General features: G+C 37.8%; 15 protein-coding genes. 2 read left to right on the top strand and 13 right to left on the bottom strand.

Going from position 1 to position 16,738, the window contains the following annotated elements; all coding sequences use genetic code 11:
* Position 1: 1 nt before the first annotated feature.
* Genes HL41_RS01000 through HL41_RS00980 form a run of 5 tightly spaced genes read right to left on the bottom strand, consistent with a single transcriptional unit; the run spans position 2 to position 5,216 of the window.
* Positions 2-388, bottom strand: a complete 387-nt coding sequence (locus HL41_RS01000; RefSeq protein ID WP_038063338.1) for a DUF2703 domain-containing protein — start codon at positions 386-388, stop codon at positions 2-4.
* Complete coding sequence (locus HL41_RS00995; RefSeq protein WP_038063335.1) at positions 385-1,146, bottom strand: MBL fold metallo-hydrolase; 762 nt, start codon at positions 1,144-1,146, stop codon at positions 385-387. Before HL41_RS00995 ends, HL41_RS01000 begins: the two co-directional genes overlap by 4 nt.
* The gene (locus HL41_RS00990; RefSeq protein WP_038063332.1) at positions 1,143-2,651 is read right to left on the bottom strand and encodes a tetratricopeptide repeat protein; all 1,509 of its coding nucleotides are present in this window, start codon (positions 2,649-2,651) and stop codon (positions 1,143-1,145) included. Before HL41_RS00990 ends, HL41_RS00995 begins: the two co-directional genes overlap by 4 nt.
* Positions 2,629-4,011 carry an L-seryl-tRNA(Sec) selenium transferase gene (gene selA / locus HL41_RS00985; RefSeq protein ID WP_038063329.1) on the bottom strand — a complete coding sequence of 461 codons (1,383 nt, stop codon included), beginning with the start codon at positions 4,009-4,011 and terminating at the stop codon, positions 2,629-2,631. The genes HL41_RS00990 and selA overlap by 23 nt, the downstream gene beginning before the upstream one ends.
* Positions 4,012-4,013: 2 nt before the next feature.
* Positions 4,014-5,216: an aminotransferase class I/II-fold pyridoxal phosphate-dependent enzyme gene (locus HL41_RS00980; RefSeq protein ID WP_038063585.1), complete on the bottom strand. Its 1,203-nt coding sequence runs from the start codon at positions 5,214-5,216 to the stop codon at positions 4,014-4,016.
* 288 nt (positions 5,217-5,504) lie between these two features.
* On the opposite strand from HL41_RS00980, the gene HL41_RS00975 reads away from it, so the two are divergent.
* The gene (locus tag HL41_RS00975) at positions 5,505-7,307 is read left to right on the top strand and encodes a triose-phosphate isomerase (protein WP_038063326.1); all 1,803 of its coding nucleotides are present in this window, start codon (positions 5,505-5,507) and stop codon (positions 7,305-7,307) included.
* A complete protein-coding gene (locus HL41_RS00970; protein WP_038063323.1) occupies positions 7,297-8,547 on the top strand; it encodes a TolB-like translocation protein in 1,251 nt (416 codons plus the stop codon). The genes HL41_RS00975 and HL41_RS00970 overlap by 11 nt, the downstream gene beginning before the upstream one ends.
* On the opposite strand, the gene flgL is transcribed toward HL41_RS00970, so the two are convergent.
* The 8 genes from flgL to flgG are packed head-to-tail and all read right to left on the bottom strand — an operon-like array spanning position 8,544 to position 16,729.
* The gene (gene flgL / locus HL41_RS08890; protein WP_051754407.1) at positions 8,544-9,485 is read right to left on the bottom strand and encodes a flagellar hook-associated protein FlgL; all 942 of its coding nucleotides are present in this window, start codon (positions 9,483-9,485) and stop codon (positions 8,544-8,546) included. The two genes, HL41_RS00970 and flgL, sit on opposite strands and share 4 nt — an antisense overlap.
* Before the next feature lie 17 nt (positions 9,486-9,502).
* Positions 9,503-12,727 carry a flagellar hook-associated protein FlgK gene (flgK, locus tag HL41_RS00960; protein WP_038063321.1) on the bottom strand — a complete coding sequence of 1,075 codons (3,225 nt, stop codon included), beginning with the start codon at positions 12,725-12,727 and terminating at the stop codon, positions 9,503-9,505.
* A gap of 9 nt (positions 12,728-12,736) precedes the next feature.
* Positions 12,737-13,066, bottom strand: a complete 330-nt coding sequence (locus tag HL41_RS00955; protein ID WP_038063318.1) for a hypothetical protein — start codon at positions 13,064-13,066, stop codon at positions 12,737-12,739.
* A gap of 22 nt (positions 13,067-13,088) precedes the next feature.
* Positions 13,089-13,409 (bottom strand): rod-binding protein, encoded by a 321-nt coding sequence (locus HL41_RS00950; RefSeq protein WP_022854622.1) that lies wholly within the window; start codon positions 13,407-13,409, stop codon positions 13,089-13,091.
* A gap of 13 nt (positions 13,410-13,422) precedes the next feature.
* Positions 13,423-14,520 (bottom strand): flagellar basal body P-ring protein FlgI, encoded by a 1,098-nt coding sequence (locus HL41_RS00945; RefSeq protein WP_038063315.1) that lies wholly within the window; start codon positions 14,518-14,520, stop codon positions 13,423-13,425.
* 10 nt (positions 14,521-14,530) lie between these two features.
* On the bottom strand, positions 14,531-15,208 hold the full coding sequence (locus HL41_RS00940) for a flagellar basal body L-ring protein FlgH (protein ID WP_158506212.1): 678 nt from the start codon (positions 15,206-15,208) through the stop codon (positions 14,531-14,533).
* A gap of 26 nt (positions 15,209-15,234) precedes the next feature.
* Complete coding sequence (flgA, locus tag HL41_RS00935; protein WP_038063312.1) at positions 15,235-15,939, bottom strand: flagellar basal body P-ring formation chaperone FlgA; 705 nt, start codon at positions 15,937-15,939, stop codon at positions 15,235-15,237.
* A gap of 7 nt (positions 15,940-15,946) precedes the next feature.
* A complete protein-coding gene (gene flgG, locus HL41_RS00930; RefSeq protein ID WP_038063310.1) occupies positions 15,947-16,729 on the bottom strand; it encodes a flagellar basal-body rod protein FlgG in 783 nt (260 codons plus the stop codon).
* Positions 16,730-16,738 lie beyond the last annotated feature (9 nt).

Genomic DNA, 16,738 nt, shown 5'->3' with positions numbered 1-16,738 from the left:
TTTAACCCTCCATTTTGTCTAATTTTTCTCTTACCACGTGAAAAACCGCTGCAATAATAAGATGGTCAGGGATTTCTTCAATCTTATCTTTACACAACACATCACATACTTTACCACACAGTCCCAAACAAAAACTTTGTCTTGTTTCTATGTCTAAAAAGTCCTCTATAAATTTATCCTCTATTAAAATCCTTTTTTGCCAATCTTTAAGGTTCTTAGGTCTTTCTTCTACCTCCACTTTCTCAAACTCAACCTTAACCCCCATCTCAAGTAAAATAGGGGTTAACGTCATAAGTGCTCTTTCCAGGTTTAGATAAGTAAGGTTCATCCTTTCAGCAAGGGGGTTTTCTTCTTTTCCTTTTTGCCAGATTATTTTAAGAGATGTCATAAAGTTAAAACCATAAAATCTTCAGCTAAAATTACCTCACCTGAAAAATGTTTTTTTATTATATCTGGTATTTCTTTTTTTTCACTATGAGGATAAAAATGAGAAAGGATAAGTTTACCTACTCTACTTTCTTCTGCGATAACCCCTGCCTCTGTAGGAGAAAGATGCCCCTCTACCTTAAAATCTTCTGAATTAGCACATTCTAAAATAAGAACATCTGCTTTTTCAGCAAGCCTTATAAGAGAGCTACAAAAACCAGTATCTCCAGAATACACCAGACTTTTCCCCTGGGTTTCTAACCTAATGGCTAAACTTTCAGGATTATGTTTAACCGGGGAGGTCTTGGCTTTAAAAGGTCCTATCGAAAATTCATACCCTTCTGTTAACGGAAGTTCAATCAACCTAAAAATCTCTTTCGGGGGTTCAACCCAATGGTTCAAGGCCTGATTTAATTTTTCAAGAAAGGTTAAGAACCCCTTTGGTGCATAGACATGTACCGGTTGAAGCCTTCGATAACCAAGCTTGTAGCGGCTGGCAAAAAAGAAAGGAATAAGGTCAGAAAGATGGTCTGGATGAAAATGAGAAATAAAAATTGCTGAAAGGTCTTCTAAACTATAACCAAGCTTTAAAATCTGTTTTAATACACCATAACCAAGGTCAAGAACCAGTAAAAAACCATCTTTTTCTACCAGATAACCTGGAGAGTTTCGGTCAAGTCTTATCCATCCGGTCCCAGAGCCTAAAATAGTTATTCTCATGTAAAACTAATCCCAAACTCTTCAGCCAATCTTTTTTTCTCTTTTTCAGTAAGTAATTTTTTAGCCTCTTGTTTCAGCAGCTCAGAAACCTCTTTTTCTTTGTTAAAATAAACATAAAGCCAGGCTAAGAAACTTAGAGTTTCTCCGTCTCTTTCTGGAAGATTTAAAGTCTTTTTTAACAAATCAAAGGCTTGTTCATACTTCTTTTGTTGAAAAAATAGCTTTCCTAAATACAACTCTTCTTTAAGAGTTAACTTGTTTGTGTTTGAAAGAACCTCTTCTAACTCTTGATAAGCACCTATATCCCATAAAAATTTTACCAAAGCCTCTCTAAAAACATGATTTTTTGGCTCCAAAAGATGGGCCTTGTAAAAGTGATACCTTCCTTTTTCATAATCTCCTTTTTGATAATAGATCAAGCCCAGGTTGTAATGAATGGTAGGGTCTTCCTTCTCACATCCACAAAGACGAGATTTTAATATCTTTTCTGCTTTATCAAAATCTCCTAAAAGATAGTAGATAGCCCCCTTACTTAAAGCAAGCTCTATCGGTTGTTTAGTATAGTTTTCGGCTAAGTTATAGTATTTCAAGGCTTTACCTAAATCTTCCCATTCATAGTAAAGGTCTCCTAACACATGATAACTAAAACCCTCAAAAATTACCTTGTTTTCCCCTTTCAACCTTCTTGCATGCTCTAGAGCAGAAACAGTATACATCAAAGGCGAAGCACCTTCAACTCTATAGAAATCCCAGACTTCTTTGGTAAGAACCCCTATGTTCTTAAACAAACCCTGTGTATTAGCCAATAAGGAACTAAGGATTCCTTTTCCTACCAGCAACAATCTTTCTTGATTTTCTAATCTTTCTAATATCTCTACATCGTTAAACTGCAGTTCTAAAATAGACTCTTTTTTGTCTGCTAAGAAGATAAAGTCTCCTTCAGTTAAAAACCTTTCTTCTATAGTGTTAGCCAACCTTAAATTCTCAAAAGGGAGATAATTCTGTAGGTGTTCTTTGGTTGAGAGGCTAAATCTACTAAAGTCTAACCGTTGAGGTATCTCTAAAAACTGTTTACAATCCTCTAAGGTTTCCAGTTCCACCTCAACCGCTATAAAAGGGACTTCTTTTTTCCAAAGAGAAAAAAGAAGCTTGGTCAAACCTCCCCAAGCAATAGGATAAAAAAACAGATTTTTTTCTATCCTTATAAAGGAAAATCCGTCCAGGTTTTCTAAAAAAGTCTCAGGACATCTAAAAAGATATCCTTTTACCTTTTCTTTTTCAAGCACTAAACTTAACATCTCACTTTTAAAAAAACTTCTGTCAACATTTTCCCACAGATATCTTTCTATCAGTAAAAGTGGCAAAAGTTTTTCTTTAGGATAGTGTAAAAAAAGCTCTGGAGTTGAGTACCTAAAAAAATCTCCTGAGCGTAAGTTTTCACCTGAAAATTTTTGTTGTAAATAAGGCAAAAACCAAGACCAGTTAGGAGGAACCCTCAAACTCATTTTTAAACCTCTGAAAAGCTCTTAAAATTTCAGGATAGTCTTCTGGAAAAAGACATCTTGGATCTATCACCAAAAAATCTTCTTCTATCCTGGTAATGATGGGAGGGTTATTTTTTCTTAAAAACTCCTGCAACCTTTGAGGAGAAAACTTCTCTGAATAAACACCTACTACAAAAGAAGGAAGGTCTAACAAAGGCAAAGACCCTCCTCCTGTTTTTCCTGAACTTTCGATCATTTTAAAAGTAAAACCTTGTAAACCAATCTTTTTTAATTGTCTAACAAGCTTTAAACACGATTTTTTTAGTTTTTCTTTAGGGGTGAGGATCATTTTTAACGTAGGTATATGCTCTATAGCTAAGGTTTCATCACGGTAAAGTCTTAGAGTTGCTTCTAAACCTGCTAAAGTCAACTTATCTATTCTTAGAGCACGGTTTAAAGGATTTTTTCTTATTTTTTCTATAAACTCTTTTTTTCCAAGAATGATACCGGCTTGCGGGCCACCTAAAAGTTTATCTCCTGAAAAAGTAACCACATCAACCCCTGCAGCTAATACCTCTTTAACCGTAGGCTCTTTGGAATAGCCGTATTTAGAAAGGTCGATCAAACATCCACTTCCCAAATCTTCCATCACCGGAAGATTATATTTTTTGCCTAAAGCCACTAACTCTTCTGAACTAACCTCTTTAGTAAACCCTATGATAGCAAAATTACTTTTGTGAACCTTAAGTAGTAGTCCGGTATTTTCGTTTATCGCCCTCTCATAGTCATAAAGATGGGTCTTATTGGTGGTTCCTACTTCTCGCAAGATACAACCAGACCACTTCATCACATCAGGCACTCTAAAAGACCCACCGATCTCTACCAGCTCTCCTCTCGAAACGATAACCTCTTTTCCAAAAGCTAACGTATTAAGTGCAATCAGCACGGCAGAAGCGTTATTATTTACTACCAGTGCACCTTCAGCTCCTGTAATCTCTTTAAGAAGTTCTTCTACATGGACATATCTGTTTCCTCTTTTCCCTTCTTCTAAATTAAACTCTAAATTACTATAAAATCTTGCAACCTTTACTATTTCTTGAATAGCCTTTTCGGCTAAAGGCGCTCGTCCTAAGTTGGTATGTATGACTACCCCGGTAGCGTTTATCACCCTTTGCAAAGAAGGTCTTTCATAAGCTTCAAAAACCTGCTTGGCTAAGTCTATCAACCTTTCTTCAGTAAGGTCTTTTAGTTCCCCTTTTTGCCATTTTTCCCTTATAAGAGCGGTAACCCTTCGAGCAGGTTCAGTAAAATAACTCAACGGATATTGTGGATAAAGATGAGCTAAACATTGCTTGACTTCGTTGACAGAAGGAATCCTCATGTCTAAAGAAACTTCTTCACAAACCTTTCTATCCGTTCTAATGCCTTTAAAATTACTGCTTCTTCAGGAAGAAAGATGATACGAAAATGTTTAGTGTTAGGTTTTTGACCAAACCCACTTCCATGTACTACTACCACACCTTCTTCTAAGATCAATCTTTTCACAAAATCCAAATCTTCGATTCCTGGGATCTCAAACTTAGGAAAAGCATAAAAAGCACCCTTAGGTTTTACACAAGAAAGACAAGGAATACTGTTTATTCCATCTACCAAGAGGTCTCTTCTCTTTTTAAGTTGAGGTATCACCTGCTTTATGTAAACATTTTCTTGATTAAGGGCAGCAGGAATGGCAAACTGGAGAGGATGAGAAGCACAAAGTCTAGTGCGGGCAAGCTTATGAATAGCATCTATATAATCTTTCAGCATTTCCTCTGGACCAGAAACTATCCCCCAGCCTATCCTAAAACCAGGAGCAAAGTAATTTTTAGAAAGACCGTTAAAGGTTAAGACAGGAACTTTATCGGTTAAAGCTGCGATCGAAACATGCTCTAATCCTTCTTCCAAAATAAATTGATCATAAATCTCGTCAGAAAGTACTACAAGATGGTATTCCTCTGCTATTTCTAAAATTTTTTCCAAAGTTTTCTTAGAATAAACAGCTCCGGTGGGGTTGTTAGGGTTGATGATTACTATGGCCTTGGTTTTATCATCTATAAGCGGTTCTATCGAGTCTATATCTATTTCCCAGTCTTTTTCTTCATCAAGATAATAAAATCTTGGCTCAATCTGAAATTTGGCAACTATAGCCTGATAGAGAGGATAACAAGGAGAAGGGAGAAGAATGTTATCCCCAGGATTAGCCAAGGCAGAAATGGCAAACTCTATGGCCTCAGATGCCCCTTGAGTAATATAAATATCAACAGGTTGAATCCCTTTTTTAAGGGCATAGCCTTTTATAGCTTCTATAGCTTCAGATATGCCGGTAGATTCTGAATAAGAGTTAAGATTATTTAAAAGGGCTTCGCAAGCGGCTTTAATGATATGTTCTGGTGTTTTAAAACCATACTTAACAGGGTCTCCTATGTTAAGGCAGATAAGGTCTTTTCCTGCTTTTTTAGCCTCCTGAGAGGCTTCAACGATATCTCTTATCGCATATTCTACCCCAAAAGTCCTTTCAGCAGGGATGATCTTAAATTCTTTGCTCATTTCTTCTACCAATTTATTTATAGTTAGGTACATATTAGAAAATAATAATCCTACTAAAAATTGTTTTGTCAACCCTTTTTTAAGCTAAATAGTCTAAATTTTTTAATGAATGATAACATAGAACTTGATTTTTAGCTAATTCCTTTTAAATTTACTATATGTTATCTTTTAGGTAAGGGTAAATGCCGCCTGCTGGGGGAAAACCCTTACCTGAATAAAAGGCGGGATACAAATACCCCCAGTCCAAGAGGTAAACTCTTACCTCTTGGTATAAAAAGGGAAAGAACCATGCTAAAATTAAAACCTCGCAAAGATATCTATACTTTAAAAGATGTAGAGACACCTAATCTTTTTAAAGAATTTTTTCCTTACATAGAACCACCAAGAATTTTCTTTGACGGAAAATACATACCCCCTCAACCTGCTAAAAATTTCTACATCACAGACACCACTTTTAGAGATGGGCAACAAGCCAGAGTTCCTTACACTCCAGAACAGATAGAAACCCTTTATAAGTTTTTACACAAACTTAGTGGGCCTAAAGGGATAATAAGGAAAACTGAATTTTTTCTTTATACCCCAAAAGATCGAGAGGCTTTAGAAAGATGTTTAGGCTTAGGATACCAGTATCCTGAAATTACAGGATGGATAAGGGCTAACAAAAACGACCTAAAATTAGTAAAAGAGGCTGGACTTAAGGAAACAGGTATTCTTACCTCCTGTTCTGACTATCATATCTTTTTAAAACTCAAAAAAACAAGAAAACAGGCTTTAGAGGATTATCTAGCTATCGTAAAAGAAGCCCTTTCGTTAGGAATTCGCCCAAGGTGTCATTTTGAAGACATAACCAGGGCTGATATTTATGGGTTTGTGATACCCTTTGCCATAGAGCTTATGAAACTTAGAGAAGAAAGTGGTATAGACGTTAAAATCAGACTTTGTGATACCTTAGGATTGGGTGTGCCTTATTCTGAGGCAGCTCTTCCTGTAAGTGTACCTAAGCTTATCAGGGCTTTGATAGAAGAAGCTGGGGTTCCTGAAGAACTTCTTGAGTGGCATGGCCATAACGACTTCTATAAAGGGGTAATAAATGCAACAGTTGCCTGGCTTTACGGATGCACCTATGTTAACACTTCCCTTCTTGGTATAGGGGAACGCACAGGTAACACCCCTCTTGAGGCGATGGTGTTTGAATATATTGCTTTAAAGGGTACAGCTGATGGTATGGATGTTTCTGTCATAACTGATATCGTAAATTACTATAAAACCGAACTTCATGAAAAAATACCTCCCAGACAGCCTTTGGTGGGAGAAGAATTTAACGCTACCAAAGCAGGAATCCACATAGATGGTTTGATAAAAAATGAAGAAATTTACAATTCTTTTGATACCCTCCGTGTATTAAAAAGACCTATACAGATCATCATCACTGATAAAAGTGGAACCGCTGGAATTGCCTATTGGATTAACATGCACTTTGGGCTTAAAGGAGAAAAACAGATTGATAAAAGACATCCAGGGGTGGCTAAAATCTACAAAAAAATCATCGAAGAATATGAAAAAGGAAGAGTTACCCCTATTTCTAACGAGGAAATGTTGACTTACACCAAAAAATATCTCCCTGAACTCTTTGTATCTGAGCTTGATCATCTAAGGGACTATGTCATAAAACTTATGTCTCATTACATCGAAGACCTCTCTCAAGAAAAAGAAATGTCTACCCTTAAAGCAACCAAAATAAGGCCTGTGCTCAAAAAATTTTTGGAAGAACATCCATACGTTCAATTTATTTACATAGTTGACGCAGAGGGGAAACCCGTGGTGGGGTTGACCAACGATATCGAATACCTCCACAAGTTCGAAGAACTTCTTAAAACAGAAACTTTTGAAAACAGAGAGTGGTTTAAGGTGCCGATGAAGACAGGTAAAACCTATACTTCTAAGTTTTATACTTCTAGAATTACAGGTAATCTTTGTATCACTCTTTCTATTCCTATAAGAAATAAATACGAAGAAATAATAGGAATATTAGGGATGGATATAAAGTTCGAAGATGTGGTGAAGATGGAAAACGGTTCCTATGAAGTTTAAGGGTATCTGGATATTCTTATCTATATCTATTCTCTTAGCTTTAGCAGGAGCTTTACCTGCTAAAGCTACTGAACCCTCTGAAGGTCTTCCTCTCATTACTGTTGAAAGTCAAACCTTTGGGAAAATTTTAGTCAGGGTTCCTGATTTTAAGGGAGACCCTTCGGTTTCTGCCAAATTAACCTCCCTTTTAAGAAAGATGATAAACCTACATCTTTTTGTCTTAGCAACCCCTAACCCTCCTTTTTCTCAGCCTATCTCTAAAGAATATTACCTAACCGGAAGTTTTAGCCTAACCTCATCGGAGATCACCTTTAAAGGGCAACTTGAAGACCTTCTTGAAAAAAGGATCATAGGCGAATACCACCTAAAAAGTTCTCCCTCCCAACCAGAAAGACTTATCTATGTCCTTACAGATAAAATAATCGAAGACCTCTCTCACCATAAAGGAATAGCCTACTCTAAAGTAGCTTTTGTAAAAAGAGTTTTAGGAAAAGACCGTCTATACCTTGCAGACTTCTCTAAAGAAAACCCTAAGGAATTGAGATCAGCCCCTCTTATTCTCTTCCCTAAGTTTTCTCCTTCTGGTCAAAAGTTAGCTTATTTAGTATATGAAAAACAGCTCTACTTCTTAGAAATTTTAGACCTTAAAACCGGAGAAAAAAAGGCCTTTAACATAAAAGGTATAAGTTCTACTCCTGTATGGAGTCCTGATGAAAAGGCTCTTTTCTTAACCATAGAAGATCAAGCAGAAATAGGAATTTATAGATTTAGCTTAGAAAATCAGACCCTCGAACCTATCTTAAAAGGAGAAGGGGTTTATCAGGTAGGAGACTTATCACAGGATGGACAAAAACTTCTTTATGTACATGATAGAAGGACAGGAAAACCTACTATCAATCTTTTTGACTTAGAAACCAAACAGACAAAAAAAATTTCCAAAATAAGGGCTTACAATACCTCTCCCAGGTTCTCACCAAAAGGAGATAAAGTCCTTTATTTGTCAAGAGGCGGGGGCCTAACCTATTTAGTTTTACAAGACCTTACCACTGGAAAGGAAGATAAATTTGCCTTCAAAGGCCGTTTAGAAGACCCAGCCTTCTCACCTACAGGAGACTATCTCCTTGCCTCTGGAGAAGGTCCTCAAGGGCATGGTATATACCTTATCCACCTGCCCTCTCATCTATCTCAGGTCTACATCTCAGGAAAAAATTTTCTCTTTCCTACCTGGAGTAAACTTTAGACATACTTCACTAAACTCATTCCACTTACCATAGCTGTAGCTTTAAGGGCTGCATCATAAGCTATAGAAAGCATCTGCATCTTGGTAGCAAGCTCTGCCAAATCTGCACTTTCAAGAGACCCAAGATTATTCTCCAAAGTCTGTTTAAAATCTGTATAAAGTTCTTTTTTAGTCTCAAGATGAGATATTTGAGCCCCTATCAAACTTCTTTTTTCTGCTATATGGTTGTAGACCTCATCAAGTTTCCCTATAAATTGTTGAATGTTATATCTTTCCTGCTGATAGTCTATCTGGTTATCGGTTAAAAGTAGTCTTTTTAACCCTATAAGGGTCTCAAAAATCCCTGAATCCATAAAAACTTTTTGTCCGTTTTCTCCCAATTTTATCTGCATACCTTTATCATAGCTTATGGAAAAATCTTCTACTGAACCGTTATAAACTACCTTCTCGATTACCTGACCATCAGGAAGGGTTTCTTTGGTTAGTTCAAAAGGAAAAGTACCTGGAGCAAAACCGCTGGTTTTTTGCCCTGCAAATAGGTATTTCTCTCCTAACTGAGAATTTGCCAAGGCTAAAACTGACTGGATGATCTTATCTATTTCCTCTGCGGTAGCTTTTCTTGCGTTGATATCTTGGGTGGCGTTTGCAGCCTGGATAGCAAGCACCTTTGCCCTTGCCACCAAGTCTTCTACATTCCCTAAGGTTGACTCCTGAGCTTTTAAAAAGGCCAGTCCGTCATCGATAGCCTTTTGATACTTCTCGATCTTATTAATTCCTTGTTTATAATTAAGAGAAATAACCACGTCTGAGGGATTATCTGAAGGTCTGATAAAATTTTTACCTGAAGAGATCTTAAGTTGGGTGAGGTTTAAGTCAGAAGAAAGTCGGTTTAGGTCTGTAAGTACACTATTATATTTGGTGTTAAAACCTATTCTCATGGTCTTACCCTCTTATATTAACGTTTTGCGTTGATAAGGGTTTCTAACATATCTTCTACTGAGGTTAAAATTTTTGCAGCCGCAGCAAAGGCTTGCTGATATTTGATAAGATTGGTCATCTCTTCGTCTAAAGAAACTCCTGAAATGCTATCTTTTATCGCCTTTATCTGAGAAATTAACGTCTCTAAAAAGTTTTTGTTATCTTTTACAGCCTTGGTAGCAGACCCCACCTCTCCTACCAAACTTGAGTAATAGTCCTCAAGGGTAGCATAATTTAAATCTTTTCTGGTAACAGAAGAAAGGTCAGCTATAGCCTGAGCTGTGCGGTTATCCCCTCTCTTAAACTCATAACCCTTAAGAGCATTTATAAACCCTTGATCATATTTAGTTTGGGTATAGTTGATTCCATCATAGAACTCATCTTGGACTACAAAAGTTGCCGTTTGATATAGTCCGGTAGTTTCTATTATTAGTTTTCCAGACCTATCAAGCCTTGCAGAAAGACCATACTTTGCATTTTGAGGGGAATTGATCTCTTTGATCACGTCTAAAATAGTCTTTCCATCATCAAGCCTTACCCTGAAGGTATCTAAGTAACTCCCTTTCTTATCAAAAAGATAAAATGAAAGATAGTCCTCGTCTATAGGATCTAAATCAAAGTCTTCAAAACCTGTCGTTACCCTAAGGGTAGCCACATCTGGGTCTCCTCTAAAAGAAGGAATATACATCTGTTGAGCGCTCAAAAAATCTATAAACCCGTTTACGTTGTTACTGTTGTCTCCTATTTCAAAGGCATAAGCTCTGGTCTGGGTAGCCTCAAGCCCTAAAACCGCTTTATTTTCTGCATCAACGTAAGCTCTTAGATAAGGAAGTCTGTCTATTTTAGCAAGGATAGAAGAGAGGACTTCGTTTGTGGCCACAGGAATCTCTACAAAATACTCTTGAGAAGGGGTAACGTTCCATCTATAGTTAGGGCCAAAATAACTATTCTGAGTTAACTCAACAGAATTAAAGGTTAACTGACTATCGCCTGCAGTTTTATTTTCTATACATAACATCCCGTCTTTTATATAAACCTCTACCGTATAGTTGTAGGTAGCTCTAATGCCTTCCATAAGGTCTTTTACCGTGTTAAAAGGATTGACCGTAAAAGTACCGGCTACTGCTGTTCCATCATAAAGAGTTCCTCCGTAGTTTATGATAGTTCCGTCAGAAAACCCAAGGTCTGTCAATTTGGTATTTTCAGAAACATTACCTCCTAACACAAAGAAAACCTTCTCGTTATAAGGGTTTTGGTCAAACAAAGGCACCTGATTGACCTTATCATCATAAAACCTAAGATAAATTTTACTTAAGCTATTATCAAAAGTTTGAAAAGGGTTAACTGTGGAAACACTCTTATAGGTTTTAAAAAGAGAATTTTCTGTTCTTAAGGCGTTTAAGTCCATCTTACCTGAGGCAATTAACTCTGGCTTTAGCACAAGAGCATTGTTTACAGAAAAATCTTCTGGGTCTGTTCCTACAAAAAAGAGATTTATCCCCGTAGAAAGAAGAATCCCTGAGGTATCGTTTGAAAAGGCAAAAGCATAGCCGTCTTTAGCCTGAAAGACAAGTTTCCCTCCTCTTACCAAAACCTTAAGATATGTAGCATTTGGGTCTGAAGGGTCATAAAAACCTGCTTGTTGAAGGGAAACATTGATCATATTTGCTAAATCATCAAGGGTAGCGTTTACAGATAACCCTTCAACCGATACTTTTACAGGAGTAATCTGACCTTGAGGATTTTTAATCCATATATAGAAAAACCCTGTAAATTGATTTCCTGTCTGATTTTTGGCAAGGTCAAGAAAATAGGGCAATTCTTTGATATATTTTTGGGCTGAATAAGCCCCTTCTAATTCTCCTGTATAGAACGTAAGCCCTACCCCTTGAGTATGAAGCTCGTTTACAGCTTTTACCAGATCTTCACCAAAAAGTTTAAGTTTACCTGCTAAATTTAACTCTTCTACCCTTCTTTGATAAGCAGGGTCTGAAAAGTTTCCAAAATCAAAAGGCCCACTTATAGAAAAACTAATCTTTCCAGGACCCCTAAATTTGTCTTCCACAAAAAGCCTACCATCCTTTATATAAGCTTTGACTGTATAGTTGTAAAATCCTTCTATTTGGTCCAAAAGATCTCTTAAGGTGACGTCAGGGTTGGTTGAAAGGTCATAAGAGATACTTCCAGAGATAGCATTTCCAAAATGGTCGGTGCCTGTAACATTAAAGGTTACAGTACCAGAAAGTCCAAGGTCTGAGAGTTTGTCACTCTCAGAAATCGCTCTCCCCCAAATATTAAAATTTATCTTGTTTCCTGAAACATATTCATAGTTGTATTTATCTGAGAGCTGTTCAAGAAGTCTCAACCAACCCCCAAGTTCTCCGGAAGCTACCTCTTTGCTTGAGATAGGTACTTTGGCTCCTGAAGTATCTACCCAGTATAAATCTGTACCAGAGATCTCAAGCTTCCAGGTTCTATCCAAATTTACCAGGTTAAACCCTTTACCTAAAACAACGTTATAAGCCCCTTCTTTGGTTTCAAAATACTGAATGGAAGCCAGCTGTGAGAGTTGTCTAATAAGATTATCTCTTTGGTCTCTTAGGTCGTTGGCGGTTTTTCCTCCAGACTCAAGTGCGGTAATCTGCAGGTTTAATTCAGCGATTTGAGAAGATATTTTGTTGATGTTTTCTGCCATGGTTTTAAGTTTAAGCCCAATCTGGTTTTCAAGATCTCTAAGTCCTTGGAACTTACTTTGAAAAATTTCAGATATTAACTTTCCGTTCTCTAAAACTTGCGTTCTTGCAGCTAAATTTTCAGGGGTGTTAGCTAAGGCTTGCCAAGAATCCCAAAAATTCTTTAAAACTGTCGTAAGTCCAACCCCTTCACTTACCTCGTTAAAAAGGCTTTCTAAAACGTTAAGTCCAGACTCTTCTGCATTGTATAGGCCCAAATCTGTATACTTTAGGTTCAGGTTTCTTTCTAAAAAAACATCAAAATATCTTTTAATAAAGTCTATCCTTACACCTGTTCCTATAGGTCCTACGGGAGATGGACTGGGAGGATAGGTGGTTTCTACTACCTTTTGTCTGGAGTAGGCCTCGTTATTTACGTTAGAAATATTATGTCCTATAACCTGAGTAGCTAACTGAAAGGCAAGAAGCGAATTTTTAGCTATATTTAAAGTGCTTGTAAGTCCAGCCATAGCTTATCCTTAAGCAGATTTAGAAATAACCCTTGGAGGTTGTTGGGGAACTTTTCCGTAGGTCTCTTGCTGACAAAAGATGTTGGTTAAAAAACTATAGGCTTCTTCTACAAAATTAAGACCAGCTTGGATTATCATTTTATTTTTTTCATTGATTCTAAAAATCTCCTCCAACATCTCTTGTTCTTCTTTGGTAAAGTCATTTTTATCTTTTAAAGAGTTTGCAAGCCTGGCTTTATAAGAAGCCCATTTTAAAATTTCCTCTATCGCCCCTTTCATAAGAGCCTTTTTTTCCTTTTCTAAAGTTTCTTTTAGTTCGATAAGTTCTTTTCGTACCATCTTAAAATCACCTCCTGTATAGTTATTTATCGGATTTTTCTATCTTATTCTTTAGGTAAGCGCTTTTTAAAAGGTTTTGATAAAGATAATCCCCTAAACTCCCTGGCCTTCCTGATACGTTCCTTCCTATTTCTTGGTAAAGAAAATCCTGATAAATCTTTTTTTCTAAGGTTTCGGGGAATAAATTGCTTTTAAACATAGATTGGTCAAAGTTTTTTAAAATCTCATACCAAATAAGAGATTCAAACTCATTACAAAGGGTTTTTAACGCAGCTTTAGGGTTTTTCTTTGCCAAATTGGTTATCTCATTTAGGTTTTGATAGTAAATCCCATAAGCTTTCATCGTTTAGGCCCTCTTATATGATTATCAAATCTGCGTGTAAAGCCCCTGCAGCCTTTATAGCCTGCAAGATAGCGATGAGCTCTCTTGGAGTTGCTCCAACTGCATTAAGGGCCCTAACCAGTTCTCCTAAGGTTACTCCTTCTTCTAAAACCACAATCTTTGCTTTTTGTTCTTTAGCCTGTATTTCTGTTCTTGGAGTTACCACCGTTTCACCTGGAGAAAGAGGGTATGGCTGAGAAACTTCTGGGGTCTCTTTTATCTCAACGCTTAAATTTCCATGAGCTACTGCTACCCTTGAAATCTTTACGTTTTCTCCGATGATAACCGTACCGGTTTTTTCGTCTATAACCACCCTTGCCGGGCTATCAGGTATAACCTCAAGGTTACCTATTTCTCCCAAAAGTTTTACTACCCTTTTCTGATAGTTAGAAGGCACGGTTAGTTCTATGTTTTTAAGGTCTAAAGCCTTTGCATAGTTTCCCTTTAAGTAAGTGTTGATAGCCTCAACTATCTTTGAAGTCGTGGTAAAATCTTCGGTTTTCAGGCTTAAAACCACCTTTGATAGACTGTTTAGGTCTTCCATCGGAACCTCCCTTTCTACTATGGCTCCGTTAGGGATTTTACCTACGGTAGGATGGTTTACCTGAACTTGAGCCCCACCTCCTTGGGCCCCAAAACCACCTATAGAAATAGGTCCCTGAGCTAAGGCATAAACTTGACCATCAGGACCTTTTAAAGGGGTCATCAATAAGGTTCCTCCTTGAAGACTTTTAGCATCACCTATAGCAGAAACCTCTACATCTATCCTTTGTCCTGGCTTAGCATAGGGAGGTAAATAGGCAGTAACCATCACAGCAGCCACGTTCTTCAATTTCACCTGTTCCTTAGGCACTAAAATCCCAAACCTTTCAAGCATGTTTACTATGGACTGCACGGTAAACTTAGTCTGATCTCCGTCTCCTGTTTGCTTAAGACCAACTACCAGTCCATAACCTACCAAAAAATTACCCCTAACCCCTTCTACCTCGCTGATATCTTTAAGCCTTACAGAAAAGGCCTGGTCTACCAGAAAAAAACTCAAACAAAATAAAAGACAGATTATCCTTCTCATACCCTTCCCTCTAAAACAACCAAAATAGTTGTAAAAGCCTGGTAATGATTCCCGGTCCACTTGCAGCCTCACTATTAGGACCCTTACCGCTGTATTCGATATAGGCATCAGAGATCTGGGTAGAAAGCACTGAATTGTCTGCAGCTATGTCTTCTGGTCTTACGATCCCTGTAAGGGTTATATACTCAAGGTCTCTATTTCTCTTTATGGTTCTCACCCCTTGAATTACTAAATTCCCGTTTGGCAAGACTTTAACCACCCTTGCACTTAAGGTAGCCACAATCTTACTTTGTCTTGATGTCTGACCTTGTCCAGAGGTAGAAGAACTCATCTCACCTTTAAACAGAGTCCCTAAATCTGCAGCATCAGGTAAAAACATGCCTTTTATATCTTTCTCATAGCCTAAAATACTGGAGAGACCCGCAGAGGCAGAACTACTTTTTCCACTTTTTTGACTTACCGTGTTAGAGCTTTGATAGGTCTCTACAATCTTAACCGTAAGAATATCCCCTACAAATCTGGCTCTTTTATCTGCATAACCATATAAATCCCTTCCCTCTTTAAACAAAGACCCTTTAGTCAAATAACGCCCTTCTTCTACTTGAACGGCTACCTCAGGAGGTTGTGGGGGGGTGGGAGGGGTTTTCGGGTCAAACTCCCAACAGCCCCACAAAAATATAAGCCACAATGATAGCCAAATTTTTGACATTCTCATTATAGCATCACCTCAATTTCGTTTGTTGAGATTACTCTACCTAAAACTTCTTTGTTACTGGTTAAATTTCTAACCTTTATAACCTCCCCTTTTCTTCCATCTTGTAAGGCCTTACCCTTGGTTTTAACCAAAAACCCCCGTCCTTTACCTATGATTAAAACCTCTTGTCCTCTTTTTACTAAAAGAGGTTCGTTCAAGAATGACTTTCTTAAAACCACATTAGGCTTAAGGCTTGTTCTTACCTCTTTACCTAATACCTCTTCTTCTTCTAAAATCACATCTTGAGGAAGCCTTGAGAGCGGTCTTTCTTGAAAAACTAAGTGGTTCTTAGTGATTACCTCTCCTTTTTCTAACGGTTTAGCTAACACTGCCACAAAAGCGTAGGTTTCTACATAACCCCAGAGTCTAACCCTAAAAGCTTCTTTTCCGTCTTTAAAAAACACCAGAATAACTGTATTAGACCCAAGACCTGGTCTTCCTAAAAATTTAACCTGGTAAGGCATTTCTTTAATCACCTTAGCTTCCCTTGGTTCTACGCTAAACTTTTCTAAACTCAATTTTGGGTATACCTTGCTTAGCCTTGTTTGTATTTCTTGCAAAAAAATTTTTTTATAATCCGCCTCAGTGTAAAACTCTTCTCCTTTAAGAGGCTTAAAACTTAGCACAAAGGCTATAAAAAAGACCAAAAACCACCTTCTTTTCATCTATCCACTACCTCTTAAGGTTGTTGGCTATTTCTAAAAGCTGGTCTGCAGTTAACACTCCTTTGGAGTTAGACTCATAAGCCCTTTGGGTAATGATCATTTTTACCATCTCTTCTACGATGTCCACGTTAGACATCTCAAGATAACCCTGAGCTATGGTTCCAAATCCATTTTGTCCAGGGTTACCCTCTATAACATCTCCAGCAGCATCTGTAGATTTAAATAGATTTCTTCCCACCGCATAAAGACCAGCTGGGTTGGTAAAATCATAAAGAGTAAGCTGAGCTTGGGCTAAGGTCTCTCCTCTTGGGCCAAGGGCAGTAATAATTCCATCTGGAGTAACCTCAATCCTTGCTGTACCCTGAGGAACGGCAAACTCAGGTTGTAATCTTGCACCGTCAGGGGTCACAATGTATCCATCACGATCAAGTTTGAAGTTCCCTGCCCTAGTATAATATTCCTCTCCTCCCATGATCACTCTAAAGAACCCTCTACCCTCTATCGCCCAATCAAGCTCTTGGTTGGTTAGCTGATACTCTCCTTGGGTAAACAACTTAGGAACAGCCACCGGCCTTACCCCAAGACCTATCTGCATTCCCACAGGTACCTGGGTTCCATCTGCTGTCAAAGCTCCGGCAAGCTTTAGGTTTTGATAAAACAAATCCTCAAAGTCAACCCTACTCTTTTTAAAACCTACGGTGTTTACGTTGGCAAGATTATTGGCTATCACGTCAAGTTGCAACTGCTGTCCTTGCATCCCTGTAGCAGCACTCCAAAGTCCTCTTATCATCGTGCTTTT

Source organism: Thermodesulfobacterium commune DSM 2178, assembly GCF_000734015.1.
Lineage (GTDB): Bacteria > Desulfobacterota > Thermodesulfobacteria > Thermodesulfobacteriales > Thermodesulfobacteriaceae > Thermodesulfobacterium > Thermodesulfobacterium commune.
The sequence above is the reverse complement of the archived record's forward strand: the minus strand, read 5'-3'. Positions and strand labels throughout refer to the sequence as shown.